Source organism: Pseudomonas cichorii, from assembly GCF_003700275.1.
Lineage (GTDB): Bacteria > Pseudomonadota > Gammaproteobacteria > Pseudomonadales > Pseudomonadaceae > Aquipseudomonas > Aquipseudomonas cichorii_B.
In genome coordinates, this window is the sequence record NZ_RBRE01000039.1 from 186,028 (window position 1) to 199,751 (window position 13,724).

General features: G+C 59.3%; 10 protein-coding genes. 9 read left to right on the forward strand and 1 reads right to left on the reverse strand.

Going from position 1 to position 13,724, the window contains the following annotated elements; all coding sequences use genetic code 11:
- Positions 1-56: 56 nt before the first annotated feature.
- A complete protein-coding gene (locus ALQ04_RS10615; protein ID WP_122315713.1) occupies positions 57-1,388 on the reverse strand; it encodes a TRZ/ATZ family hydrolase in 1,332 nt (443 codons plus the stop codon).
- 120 nt (positions 1,389-1,508) lie between these two features.
- Between ALQ04_RS10615 and mtnA the strand changes: the two genes are divergently transcribed.
- The 9 genes from mtnA (at position 1,509) to ALQ04_RS10660 (ending at position 13,677) form a co-directional block, all read left to right on the forward strand.
- A complete protein-coding gene (gene mtnA / locus ALQ04_RS10620) occupies positions 1,509-2,585 on the forward strand; it encodes an S-methyl-5-thioribose-1-phosphate isomerase (protein WP_122315714.1) in 1,077 nt (358 codons plus the stop codon).
- A gap of 257 nt (positions 2,586-2,842) precedes the next feature.
- Positions 2,843-5,617: a DNA gyrase subunit A gene (gyrA, locus tag ALQ04_RS10625; RefSeq protein ID WP_122315715.1), complete on the forward strand. Its 2,775-nt coding sequence runs from the start codon at positions 2,843-2,845 to the stop codon at positions 5,615-5,617.
- 179 nt (positions 5,618-5,796) lie between these two features.
- Positions 5,797-6,882: a 3-phosphoserine/phosphohydroxythreonine transaminase gene (gene serC / locus ALQ04_RS10630; RefSeq protein WP_122315716.1), complete on the forward strand. Its 1,086-nt coding sequence runs from the start codon at positions 5,797-5,799 to the stop codon at positions 6,880-6,882.
- Positions 6,882-7,976 carry a prephenate dehydratase gene (gene pheA, locus ALQ04_RS10635; protein ID WP_122315717.1) on the forward strand — a complete coding sequence of 365 codons (1,095 nt, stop codon included), beginning with the start codon at positions 6,882-6,884 and terminating at the stop codon, positions 7,974-7,976. Before serC ends, pheA begins: the two co-directional genes overlap by 1 nt.
- Before the next feature lie 132 nt (positions 7,977-8,108).
- Complete coding sequence (locus tag ALQ04_RS10640) at positions 8,109-10,316, forward strand: bifunctional prephenate dehydrogenase/3-phosphoshikimate 1-carboxyvinyltransferase (protein WP_259644987.1); 2,208 nt, start codon at positions 8,109-8,111, stop codon at positions 10,314-10,316.
- Positions 10,313-11,002, forward strand: coding sequence for a (d)CMP kinase (gene cmk / locus ALQ04_RS10645; protein ID WP_122315719.1), 690 nt, complete (start codon positions 10,313-10,315; stop codon positions 11,000-11,002). The genes ALQ04_RS10640 and cmk overlap by 4 nt, the downstream gene beginning before the upstream one ends.
- 122 nt (positions 11,003-11,124) lie before the next feature.
- A complete protein-coding gene (gene rpsA, locus ALQ04_RS10650; RefSeq protein ID WP_025261287.1) occupies positions 11,125-12,810 on the forward strand; it encodes a 30S ribosomal protein S1 in 1,686 nt (561 codons plus the stop codon).
- Between the two features lie 312 nt (positions 12,811-13,122).
- A complete protein-coding gene (gene ihfB, locus ALQ04_RS10655; protein WP_002554561.1) occupies positions 13,123-13,419 on the forward strand; it encodes an integration host factor subunit beta in 297 nt (98 codons plus the stop codon).
- Positions 13,420-13,443: 24 nt separating this feature from the next.
- Entirely contained in the window at positions 13,444-13,677 is a 234-nt protein-coding gene (locus tag ALQ04_RS10660; RefSeq protein WP_122315720.1) for a lipopolysaccharide assembly protein LapA domain-containing protein, read from the forward strand.
- Positions 13,678-13,724: the final 47 nt, after the last annotated feature.

Genomic DNA, 13,724 nt, shown 5'->3' on the forward strand with positions numbered 1-13,724 from the left:
GAACTTGAAATTCGTTTTCAGCATCCCGGCGATCAGCAGGCCGGGCCTCGATGTATTCAGTGTGTAGCGCCGCCGATGCGCTGGCCCCAGGCAATCGCGGTTTCGCGCAGTGCCTGCTCGTCCATGCGGGTCAGGCGGCGGTTGTCGAGCAATTGCTTGCCGGCCACCCAGACATGGCTCACGCAATCGCGGCCGGTGGCGTATATAAGCTGTGACACCGGATCATAGATCGGTTGCTGTTCCAGCCTGGAAAGATCGAACGCGACCATGTCCGCCGCCTTGCCTATCTCCAGTGAGCCGGTCTCGGCCTGGATGCCCATGGCGCGTGCGCCGTTCAGGGTTGCCATGCGCAAGGCCCGATGTGCATCCAGGGCGGTTGCCGAACCTGCGACAGCCTTGGCCAGCAAGGCTGCGGTGCGGGTTTCGCCGAGCAGGTCCAGGTCATTGTTGCTGGCTGCACCATCGGTGCCCACCGCCACGTTCACGCCAGCCTGCCACAGGCGCTCCACCGGACAGAAGCCGCTGGCCAGTTTCAGGTTGGATTCCGGGCAATGCAGTACGCTGGAGTTGCTTTCTACCAGCAAAGCCAGGTCGTCGTCGCTGATTTGCGTCATGTGTACGGCCTGGAAGCGCGGCCCGAGCATGCCCAGCCGGTTCAGGCGCGCCAATGGCCGCTCCTGGCGCTGCTCCAGGGATTGTTCCACCTCGAAGGCCGTTTCATGCACGTGCATCTGAATCATGGCGTCGAGTTCGTCGGCGATGACCCGGACCTTTTCCAGGTTTTCGTCGCTGACCGTGTAGGGCGCATGCGGGCCGAAGGCAATCTTGATCCGCGGGTGATGAATCAGGTCGTTGAACAGTTCGACCCCGATGTGCAGGGATTCGTCGGTGGTGCGCGCACCGGGAATCGGGAAGTCCAGCACCGGCACGGTGATCTGCGCACGAATCCCGCTGTTATGGGCGCGCTCGGCGGCCACCTTGGGATAGAAGTACATGTCCGAGAAACAGGTGATGCCGCCCTTGATCTGCTCGGCAATCGCCAGGTCCGTGCCATCGCGCACGAAGTCTTCGGTCACCCATTTGCTCTCGGCAGGCCAGATATGGTCCTGTAGCCAGGTCATCAGCGGCAGGTCATCGGCCAGACCGCGGAACAGGGTCATTGCCGCATGCCCGTGGGCATTTATCAGGCCGGGCGTGAGCAGCATGCCGGGCAGTTCCTGCACCTGCAGGGCGTTCTGTTTCAGTGCTTCGGCTCTGGGGCCGATGTAGACGATGCAGCCATCGCGGATGCCCAGTCCGTGTTCCTTGAGTACCACGCCCGCAGGTTCGACCGGCACCAGCCAGCTGGGCAGGAGCAGAAGGTCGAGCGGTGCTGTAGCGTTCGGCATGTCAAGGCTTCCAGAGCTTATTGCGGTAATGGCGAAGTATACCCGAGCACCTTCGCGGTCGGCTCGCTATAATCGTCCCCTTTTGATTCCGGGCTTTGGGTTTTCGAGATGGAGTGGGTAATGCGCGATCGGCTTTTGGCTGCAGAGAAAGTAAAGGCCATCGATTGGCGGGATGACACTCTGTATCTTCTGGATCAGCGGGTGCTGCCCTTCGAGGAAACCTGGCTCGCCTACAGCAGTGCTGCGGCAGTGGCCGAGGCGATTCGTTCGATGGTGGTGCGCGGCGCGCCTGCCATCGGCATTGCGGCGGCTTATGGCGTCGTGCTGGGCGCCCGCGCCCGGTTTGCGGAAGGTGGTGACTGGAAGGCAGCGCTGGAGGCGGACTTTTCGCTGCTGGCGGATTCGCGTCCTACTGCCGTCAATCTGTTCTGGGCCTTGAACCGCATGCGCGAGCGCCTGCAACGGCTTAAAGAGAGTGATGATCCGCTGGTCGTTCTGGAAGCCGAAGCCGTCGCGATTCATCTGAGTGACCGTGAAGCCAACCTGACCATGGCGCAACTGGGTGCGGACCTGATTCGCAAGCACCAGGGCAATCTGCAGGCCGTGCTGACTCATTGCAACACCGGCGCCCTGGCCACGGGCGGCTTTGGTACTGCGCTGGGTGTGATCCGCGCTGCACACCTGGAAGGCATGATCGAGCATGTCTATGCCGATGAAACCCGGCCCTGGCTGCAGGGCTCGCGCCTGACCGCCTGGGAGCTGGCGAACGAGGGCATTCCGGTTACTCTCAATGCCGACTCCGCGGCCGCGCACCTGATGCGTACCAAGGGGATTACCTGGGTCATAGTCGGAGCCGACCGGATTACCGCCAACGGCGATGTGGCCAACAAGATCGGTACCTATCAACTGGCCGTGGCGGCCATGCACCATGGCGTGCGCTTCATGGTCGTGGCGCCAAGCTCGACCATCGACATGGAAATGCCCAGTGGCGAGGATATCGTCATCGAGGAGCGTGACGGCCGTGAACTGCTCGAAGTTGGCGGTCATCGTGTTGGCGCCGATGTCGAAGCCTTCAATCCGGTATTCGATGTGACGCCGGCAGACCTGATCGACGCAATCGTGACCGAGAAGGGTATCGTCGAGCGTCCGGATACCGCGAAAATGGCCCAGCTCATGAGTCGCAAGCACCTGCATTGATCGTTTCTTGTCAGCGCCGCCCGTCTGTTCCGGGCGGCACGTTTTCCGCACGCTCAAAGGATAGGAGCGTGGCAGCGATTGTGGTAATATCCGGCGGTTTTCAGCGGCGCTATCAGTAGTCGCCCTTACTGCGCAGATCCATGGCATAACTCGTTGATTTGTCGTAAGTCGCTGCCTGGCAAGTGCTGGCGGCGGCGAGCTTCGTTTGTCCCGTATGGATGTACGAGGTTTCACCAGAAAAAGGAATCAGGCTTCTCATGGGCGAACTGGCCAAAGAAATCCTCCCGGTCAATATCGAAGACGAGCTGAAACAGTCCTACCTCGACTACGCAATGAGCGTGATCGTCGGGCGAGCACTGCCTGATGCGCGCGACGGCTTGAAGCCCGTGCATCGGCGCGTGTTGTACGCAATGAGCGAACTGAGTAACGACTGGAACAAGCCGTACAAGAAATCCGCTCGTGTGGTTGGTGACGTAATCGGTAAGTACCACCCGCATGGCGATACCGCTGTCTACGACACCATCGTTCGCATGGCGCAGCCATTCTCGCTGCGCTACCTGCTGGTAGACGGCCAGGGCAACTTCGGTTCGGTCGACGGTGACAACGCCGCGGCCATGCGATACACCGAAGTGCGCATGACCAAGCTGGCTCACGAGCTGCTGGCCGACCTGCACAAGGAAACCGTGGACTGGGTGCCGAACTACGATGGCACCGAGCAGATCCCGGCGGTCATGCCGACCCGTATTCCCAACCTGCTGGTCAACGGTTCCAGCGGTATTGCCGTGGGCATGGCGACCAACATTCCGCCGCACAACCTCGGTGAAGTAATCGACGGTTGCCTGGCCCTGATCGACAATCCCGAAGTAACTGTCGATGAGCTGATGCAATACATTCCCGGCCCGGACTTCCCGACGGCGGGGATCATCAATGGCCGTGCCGGCATCATCGAAGCCTATCGGACCGGTCGTGGCCGCATCTACATGCGTGCCCGCTCGATTGTTGAAGATATCGACAGGGTTGGCGGTCGCCAGCAGATCGTCATCACCGAGCTGCCGTACCAGTTGAACAAGGCCCGCCTGATCGAAAAGATCGCCGAGCTGGTAAAAGAGAAGAAGCTGGAGGGCATCACCGAGCTGCGCGACGAGTCCGACAAGGACGGTATGCGCGTGGTCATCGAGCTGCGCCGTGGCGAAGTTCCGGAGGTCGTTCTCAACAACCTCTATGCCCAGACCCAGTTGCAGAGTGTGTTCGGGATCAACGTCGTTGCATTGATCGACGGCCGTCCGCGCATCCTCAACCTCAAGGATCTGCTGGAAGCGTTCGTTCGCCATCGTCGCGAAGTGGTTACCCGCCGTACTGTCTTCGAGCTGCGCAAGGCGCGTGAGCGCGGGCACATTCTTGAAGGCCAGGCCGTTGCACTGTCGAACATCGACCCGGTCATCGCCCTGATCAAGGCTTCGCCGTCTCCGGCCGAAGCCAAGGAAGGGCTGATCAGTACTGCCTGGGAATCCAGTGCAGTGGTCGAAATGGTCGAACGCGCGGGTGCTGATTCCTGCCGTCCGGAAAACCTTGACCCACAATACGGGCTGCGCGACGGCAAGTACTTCCTGTCGCCAGAGCAGGCGCAGGCGATTCTTGAATTGCGTCTGCACCGCCTGACCGGTCTTGAGCATGAAAAACTGCTCACCGAGTACCAGGAAATTCTCAGCCAGATCGGCGAGCTGATCCGCATCCTAAACAGCGCCACGCGCCTGATGGAAGTGATCCGCGAAGAACTGGAGCTGATCCGCGCCGAATATGGCGATGTGCGTCGCACCGAGATTCTCGATTCGCGTCTGGACCTGACCCTGGGTGACCTGATCACCGAGGAAGAGCGGGTAGTGACCATCTCTCACGGCGGCTATGCCAAGACCCAGCCATTGGCGGTCTATCAGGCGCAGCGTCGTGGCGGTAAAGGCAAGTCGGCTACCGGCGTCAAGGATGAGGACTACATTGCTCACCTGCTGGTCGCCAACAGCCATACCACGCTGCTGATGTTCTCCAGCAAGGGCAAGGTCTACTGGCTCAAGACCTACGAAATTCCGGAAGCTTCCCGTGCTGCACGCGGTCGTCCGCTGGTCAACCTGTTGCCGCTGGACGAAGGTGAGTACATCACCGCGATGCTGCCGATCGATCTCGAGGCGTTGCAGCAGAGCACCGGTGCCGATGACGAACTGGAAGATGCCGAGGATTCGGTAATCGAAGGCGAGGTTGTCGAGGCCGAGGAAGTCGACGAAGAAGATGGCGATACCCCGGAACTGGTCGCCGAGCCGACCGGTGCCTACATCTTCATGGCTACAGCCTTGGGTACGGTCAAGAAGACGCCTCTGGCGCAATTCTCCCGTCCACGCTCCAGCGGCCTGATTGCCCTGAAGCTCAAGGAAGGCGACACCCTGATTGCCGTGGCGATTACCGATGGCGCCAAGGAAGTCATGCTGTTCTCCGATGCCGGCAAGGTCATCCGCTTCGCCGAGAGCGATGTACGTCAGATGGGTCGTGGTGCTCGCGGCGTGCGCGGGATGAAGATCGGCAAGGGTCGCCTGATCTCCATGCTGATCCCGGAATCGGGCGCACAGATCCTGACCGCTTCCGAGCGCGGCTTCGGCAAGCGCACCCTGTTGAGCAAGTTCCCGCGTCGCGGTCGTGGCGGTCAGGGCGTGATTGCCATGGTCACCAAGGGCCGTAACGGCAAGCTGATCGGCGCTGTCCAGGTTCAGGAAGGCGAGGAAATCATGCTGATTTCCGATCAGGGTACGCTGGTTCGTACCCGCGTCGACGAAGTGTCCCGGCTGGATCGCAACACTCAGGGCGTGACCCTGATCAAGCTGGCCAGCGACGAGACACTGGTCGGTCTGGAGCGTGTCCAGGAGCCATCGGAAGTCGAAGGCGAAGAGCTTGACGGTGAAGTGATTGATGGCATCGTTGTCGAGGCAGATGATGCCGAAGACCTGCAAGTCGATGCGGCTGCGGATGATGACGAAACTCAAGGCTGAGCTGTAACGTAAATCCGTCAAGGGCTGGCTCGTCTGTGAGTGCATGTGCATTCCAGGCGACTCGGCCCTTGCGGCATTCGGCGATGCTGCCGAATCGGTATTCCTGCACAGGCAGGTCATGCTTATGGCCTGTTTTGAAAAAAAGCGCGCAAGACCCAACGCATTTGACGAGAGTGGATATGAGCAAGCGAGCCTTTAACTTTTGCGCAGGTCCTGCTGCGCTTCCTGAAGCGGTTCTGCTGCGTGCCCAGGCGGAGCTTCTGGACTGGCACGGCAAGGGCCTGTCCGTGATGGAAATGAGTCATCGCAGCGATGAGTTCGTCTCCATCGCCACCAAGGCCGAGCAGGATTTGCGCGACCTGTTGACCATTCCCTCGAACTACAAGGTGCTGTTCCTGCAAGGCGGCGCCAGCCAGCAGTTTGCCCAGATTGCCCTGAACCTGTTGCCGGAAAACGGCAAGGCCGACTACATCGATACCGGCATCTGGTCGCATAAAGCCATCGAAGAGGCTTCGCGCTACGGTGCGGTGAACGTCGCCGCCAGCGCCAAGCCCTACGACTACTTTGCCATTCCTGGCCAGAACGAATGGAAGCTGTCCAGGGACGCGGCCTATGTTCATTACGCATCGAACGAAACCATTGGCGGTCTGCAGTTCGACTGGATTCCGGAAACTGGCGATGTGCCGCTGGTTGTAGACATGTCCTCGGACATCCTCTCCCGTCCGGTGGATATCTCGCGTTTCGGCATGATCTATGCCGGTGCCCAGAAGAATATCGGCCCGAGCGGCATCGTCGTCGTGATCATTCGCGAAGACCTGCTGGGTCGCGCACGCGCTCTGTGCCCGACCATGCTCGACTACAAGGTTGCCGCCGATAACGGCTCGATGTACAACACGCCGCCAACCCTGGCCTGGTACCTGTCCGGCCTGGTTTTCGAGTGGCTCAAGGAGCAGGGGGGCGTCGAAGCCATCGGCAAGCTCAATGAAGTCAAGAAACGTACCCTGTACGACTTCATCGATGCCAGCGAGCTGTACAGCAACCCGATCAACACGCCTGACCGCTCCTGGATGAACGTGCCGTTCCGTCTGGCCGATGACCGCCTGGACAAGCCGTTCCTGGCCGGTGCCGATGCCAATGGCCTGCTCAACCTCAAGGGCCATCGTTCGGTCGGCGGCATGCGCGCCTCCATCTACAATGCTGTCGACATCAATGCAGTCAATGCGCTGGTGACCTACATGAAAGACTTCGAGAAGGAGCACGGCTGATGTCCGAACAGGAACTCAAGGCGCTGCGGGTCCGCATCGACAGCCTGGACGAAAAGGTTCTGGAGTTGATCAGCGAGCGTGCACGCTGCGCGCAGGAAGTGGCGCGGGTGAAAATGTCCTCGCTGGCGGAAGGCGAAGTGCCTGTGTTCTATCGCCCGGAGCGTGAAGCCCAGGTGCTCAAGCGGGTCATGGAGCGTAATCGTGGCCCGTTGAGCAACGAAGAGATGGCGCGCTTGTTCCGCGAGATCATGTCTTCCTGCCTGGCGCTGGAGCAGCCTTTGAAGGTCGCCTATCTGGGGCCTGAGGGGACCTTTACCCAGGCTGCGGCCATGAAGCATTTCGGACACGCGGTGATCAGCCTGCCCATGGCGGCCATCGATGAAGTGTTCCGTGAAGTGGTTGCCGGGGCGGTGAATTTCGGCGTCGTGCCGGTGGAAAACTCCACCGAAGGCGCGGTCAACCATACCCTCGACAGCTTCCTCGAGCACGACATGGTGATCTGTGGCGAGGTCGAGTTGCGCATTCACCACCACTTGCTGGTCGGTGAAAGCACCAAGACGCAAAGCATCACCCGCATCTATTCCCATGCCCAGTCGCTGGCGCAATGTCGCAAGTGGCTGGATGCCCACTATCCGAATGTCGAGCGGGTCGCGGTTGCCAGCAACGCCGAAGCGGCCAAGCGGGTCAAGAGCGAGTGGAATTCCGCGGCCATTGCCGGTGATATGGCTGCTGGCCTGTATGGTCTGACGCGCCTGGCCGAGAAGATCGAGGATCGTCCCGACAACTCCACGCGCTTCCTGATCATCGGCAGCCAGGAAGTGCCGCCCACCGGTGACGACAAGACCTCGATCATTGTCTCGATGAGCAACAAGCCGGGTGCCTTGCACGAGCTGCTGGTGCCGTTCCATGAGAACGGGCTGGACCTGACGCGTATCGAAACCCGGCCTTCGCGCAGCGGCAAGTGGACCTACGTGTTCTTCATCGATTTCGTCGGGCATCACCAGGATCCGCTGGTCAAGGCGGTGCTGGAGAAGATCAGTCACGAAGCCGTTGCCCTTAAGGTGCTGGGTTCCTACCCGAAAGCGGTTCTTTGAAGAGACGATACATGAGCAGCGATTTCCTAGCCCTGGCGCTGCCGGGCGTGCAACAAGATTCGCCAGGCGCGGGTGTCATCCCCAAGGCTGTCGCGCGTGGTTGATTTCAGCTCGTTGCAATCCGCACGGCCTGTGATCGGGCGGCTGGTGGTGGTCGGTCTTGGCTTGATTGGTGGTTCCTTTGCCAAGGGTGTGCGCGAAAGCGGCCTGTGCCGTGAAGTGGTGGGGGTCGATCTTGATCCGCGCTCGCGCAAGCTGGCCGTTGAACTGGGTGTGGTCGATCGCTGTGAGGATGACCTGGCTGCCGCTTGCTGCGGCGCTGATGTCATTCAGCTTGCGGTCCCTATCCTGGCCATGGAAAAGCTCCTTGCGCTGCTGGCGCCTCTGGATCTGGGCAATGCGGTACTGACCGACGTCGGCAGTGCCAAAGGCAACGTGGTCAGGGCTGCGCGGCATGCGTTCGGCTATATGCCGAGCCGTTTCGTGCCGGGGCACCCGATTGCCGGCTCCGAGCAGAGTGGTGTCGAAGCGTCCAATTCCGAGCTGTTCCGGCGGCACAAGGTGATCCTGACACCCTTGGCCGAGACTGATCCCGACGCGGTTGCGCTGGTTGATCGTCTCTGGTCGGCGCTGGGTGCCGATGTCGAGCATATGCAGGTCGAGCGCCATGACGAAGTGTTGGCGGCGACCAGTCATTTGCCGCATCTGCTGGCCTTCGGCCTGGTGGATTCGCTGGCCAAGCGCAACGAGAACCTGGAAATATTCAGGTACGCGGCGGGTGGTTTCCGTGACTTTACCCGGATTGCGGGCAGTGATCCGGTGATGTGGCACGATATCTTCCTGGCCAACCGTGAAGCGGTGTTGCGCACCCTGGATACCTTCCGCAGTGACCTCGACGCCTTGCGTGAGGCCGTGGACACCGGAGACGGTCATCAATTGCTGGGTGTGTTTACCCGCGCCCGGGTTGCCAGGGAGCACTTCGGCAAGATCCTTGCCCGGCGTGCCTATGTGGAAACTGCCAGTAACGACGATCTGGTATTTGTCGCCAGCCCCGGCGGCAGGGTCAGCGGCACTATTCGGGTTCCGGGCGATAAATCCATCTCCCATCGCTCGATCATGCTTGGCTCGCTGGCTGAAGGCATTACCGAAGTCGAAGGTTTCCTTGAAGGTGAGGACGCCTTGGCGACCTTGCAGGCGTTCCGCGACATGGGCGTGGTGATCGAAGGTCCGCATCATGGCCGGGTGACGATTCATGGCGTGGGCATGCGCGGCCTGAAGGCTGCGCCCGGACCGATCTACCTGGGTAACTCCGGCACTTCCATGCGTCTGTTGGCGGGTTTGCTGGCTGCGCAGGATTTCGACAGTACCCTGACCGGCGATGCTTCGCTGTCCAGGCGTCCCATGAGTCGTGTGGTCGACCCCTTGCGGGAAATGGGGGCGAGCATCGAAACCGCTGCAGATGGCCGTCCGCCTCTGACCATTCATGGTGCTGGCAAGCTTTGCGCTCAGGCCTATGTCACGCCGATGGCCAGTGCGCAGGTCAAATCCTGCCTGTTGCTGGCTGGTCTGTATGCCGATGGCAGGACCGAGGTCCGCGAGCCGGCCCTGACCCGCGACCATACCGAGCGTATGCTGCGTGGCTTTGGCTATCCGGTGACTGTCTCGGGCAATCAGGTTTCGCTCGAGTCCGGCCACAATTTGTTGGCGACTCGCATAGAAGTGCCTGCCGATATCTCCTCGGCTGCGTTTTTCATGGTGGCGGCATCGATTGTCGACGGCTCCGAGTTGCTGCTTGAGCATGTTGGCGTCAATCCGACACGTTCAGGTGTTATTGATATCCTTCGCCTGATGGGCGCGGATATCACTCTGGAAAACCTGCGTGAGGTGGGCGGCGAGCCTGTTGCGGATCTGCGCGTACGCTCGGCTGCTCTGCAGGGTATCGAAATACCCGAAGCGCTGGTGCCGCTGGCCATCGACGAGTTTCCGGTGTTGTTCGTTGCGGCGGCCTGCGCCAGTGGGCGTACCGTGTTGCGCGGTGCCCAGGAGCTGCGAGTCAAGGAATCGGACCGGATCCAGGCGATGGCCGACGGTCTGCTGGCTCTGGGTATCCAGGTTGAGCCGACGCCGGATGGCATTATTATTGAAGGCGGTTCCATGGGCGGTGCCGAGATCGATGCCCGTGGTGATCATCGCATCGCAATGGCGTTCAGCATTGCATCATTACGGGCATCGGCACCGATCCGTATCCACGATTGTGCGAACGTCGCCACATCGTTTCCCAATTTTCTGGCGCTGTGCGCTCAAGTCGGTATGCGTGTCGCGCAAGAGGATCAAAAGTGAAAATCAAAGCACCCGTTATTACCATCGACGGCCCTAGCGGTTCAGGGAAGGGCACTGTTGCCGGTCTGCTGGCCAGGCATCTGGGCTGGTGTCTGCTCGATTCCGGGGCACTGTACCGCCTGCTGGCTTTCGCGGCCCGCAATCACGGTGTCGACCTGACCAATGAAGAGGCTCTCAAGTTACTGGCTGCGCATCTCGATGTGCAGTTCGAGACGGCTACCGGAGGCCAGGGGCAACGCATCATCCTCGAGGGTGAGGATGTGACCCATGCCATCCGCAACGAGCAGATCGGCAGCGGTGCCTCCCAGGTTGCTTCCCTGCCTGCCGTGCGCGATGCCTTGCTGCAGCGCCAGCGTGCATTTCAGGAAGAGCCGGGGCTTGTGGCCGATGGCCGCGATATGGGAACCGTAGTGTTTCCCGAGGCGCCCCTGAAGATTTTTCTCACTGCCAGCGCCGAGGAGCGTGCACGTCGCCGTTACTTGCAGTTGAAGGCCAAGGGTGATGATGTTAGTCTGTCGAGTCTGCTAGATGAGATATGTGCGCGCGACGAGCGTGACACCCAGCGAGCGGTAGCCCCGCTCAAGCCGGCGCATGACGCCATACAGCTGGATTCCACCGAATTATCCATCGAGCAGGTGCTGGAACGCATTCTGAGTGAGGTCGCGCTACGCGATATCGCCGGGTGATCAAGGAGCTGCACAGGCGACCAGATTTAGTCCTGACAGCTTCCTTTTATATGAACGAAACCCACGTTGTCTGGGACGTGGCAGATGGGCGTATTCTTCGCCCTTGATCAACAGGAATTAAAATGAGCGAAAGCTTTGCAGAACTTTTTGAAGAAAGCCTGAAAACGCTGAACCTTCAGCCGGGCGCAATCATTACCGGTATCGTTGTCGACATCGACGGCGACTGGGTAACTGTACACGCAGGCCTGAAGTCCGAGGGCGTCATCCCGCTCGAGCAGTTCTACAACGACGCTGGCGAGCTGACCATCAAGGTCGGTGACGAAGTTCACGTTGCGCTGGACGCGGTAGAAGACGGCTTTGGCGAAACCAAGCTGTCCCGCGAAAAAGCCAAGCGCGCCGAGTGCTGGATCGTTCTGGAAGCGGCTTTCGCAGCAGAAGAAGTGGTCAAGGGCGTTATCAACGGTAAGGTTAAAGGCGGCTTCACTGTCGACGTTAACGGCATCCGTGCGTTCCTGCCTGGTTCTCTGGTCGACGTTCGCCCAGTGCGCGACACGACTCACCTGGAAGGCAAAGAACTCGAGTTCAAGGTCATCAAGCTGGACCAGAAGCGCAACAACGTTGTCGTTTCCCGTCGCAGTGTCCTGGAAGCCGAGAACAGTGCAGAGCGCGAAGCACTGCTCGAGTCCCTGCAGGAAGGCCAACAAGTCAAGGGTATCGTCAAGAACCTCACCGATTACGGCGCATTCGTCGATCTGGGTGGCGTCGATGGCCTGCTGCACATCACCGACATGGCCTGGAAGCGTATCAAGCATCCATCGGAAATCGTCAATGTTGGCGATGAGATCGATGTAAAAGTCCTGAAGTACGATCGCGAGCGCAATCGTGTTTCCCTGGGCCTGAAGCAACTGGGCGAAGACCCATGGGTTGCTATCAAGGCTCGCTACCCGGAAAGCACCCGCGTTACCGCGCGTGTAACCAACCTGACCGACTACGGCTGCTTCGCAGAGCTGGAAGAAGGCGTGGAAGGCCTGGTACACGTTTCCGAAATGGACTGGACCAACAAGAACATCCACCCATCCAAAGTCGTTCAGGTTGGCGACGAAGTGGAAGTCATGGTTCTGGACATCGACGAAGAGCGTCGTCGTATCTCCCTGGGTATCAAGCAGTGCAAATCCAACCCATGGGAAGATTTCTCCGGCCAGTTCAACAAGGGCGATAAGATCTCCGGCACCATCAAGTCGATCACCGATTTCGGTATCTTCATTGGTCTGGACGGCGGCATCGACGGTCTGGTTCACCTGTCCGACATCTCCTGGAACGAAGTGGGCGAAGAAGCCGTACGTCGCTTCAAGAAGGGCGACGAGCTCGACACCGTAATCCTGTCTGTTGATCCAGAGCGTGAGCGTATCTCGCTGGGTATCAAGCAACTGGAAAGCGATCCGTTCTCCGAGTACGTCACTGTCAATGACAAAGGCGCTATCGTTCGCGGTACCGTTAAAGAAGTTGACGCCAAAGGCGCCATCATCACTCTGGCCGACGACATCGAAGCTACCCTCAAAGCCTCCGAAATCAGCCGTGACCGCGTTGAAGACGCGCGTAACGTTCTGAAAGAAGGCGAAGAGATCGAAGCCAAGATCATCAGCGTTGACCGCAAGAGCCGCGTAATCAGCCTGTCCATCAAGTCGAAAGACGTTGAAGACGAGAAAGAAGCTATTCAGAGCCTGCGTAGCAAGCCTGAAGCTGCTGAAAGCACTGGTCCTACCACCATTGGTGACCTGCTGCGTGCGCAAATGGAAAAACAGAACTGAGTTCTGTCTGACCATTGAAAAAGGGCGACTTCGGTCGCCCTTTTTTGTGGGCGTCATTCAGCGGCTATAACGTGCTGTTCCTGTAACTGTCGTTACCCACGCCCAAATGCTCTAAATGCCCTCAGACGCCTTACAGGCGGCCTCCTGCGTGCGAACTGCCTTGTCCCCTGTCTTGCGGTCATGCTCCTGTCATGTATTCGTGCCTGGTTGACACGGGTTCACATAAGTCAAGTCATGGGCTGTTCAAAATCTTCCGGTCATGCTAAAACCTTCGGAGCGCTGATCTAGCTGCTTGAAAAAGAAGGGAAAAATATGACGAAGTCGGAGTTGATCGAACGAATTGTCACCCATCAAGGGCTACTGTCATCCAAGGATGTCGAGTTGGCCATCAAGACCATGCTTGAACAAATGTCTCAGTGCCTGGCAACAGGCGACCGCATCGAAATACGCGGCTTTGGCAGCTTTTCCCTGCATTACCGCGCACCGCGGGTAGGGCGCAATCCTAAAACGGGCCAGTCTGTCAGCCTCGACGGAAAATTCGTTCCTCACTTCAAGCCGGGCAAGGAGTTGCGGGATCGGGTCAATGAGGATGAAGAAGAGGGCTTCTGAGGCCGATAACCAAAGGATCAGTGGATGCATATCTTCAAACGAATCATATTGATCGTCGTTGTGTTGCTTGTCGTTCTGGCAACGACGGTATTCATGCTGGAAAACCAGCAGCCAGTCACGCTGGTGTTTTTCGGCTGGTCGGCACCTCAGCTTTCCCAGGCTGTTCCTGTCGTTCTGGCGCTGCTGCTGGGTCTGTTGATCGGCCCGCTGTTTGCCTGGCTGGTAAGCCTGCGCAAGAAACGCACGCGCTCGATCTAGGCTTTGTACGAAAAGTGGCTGTGCCTCGGTGATGCTGCGTTAAAAAC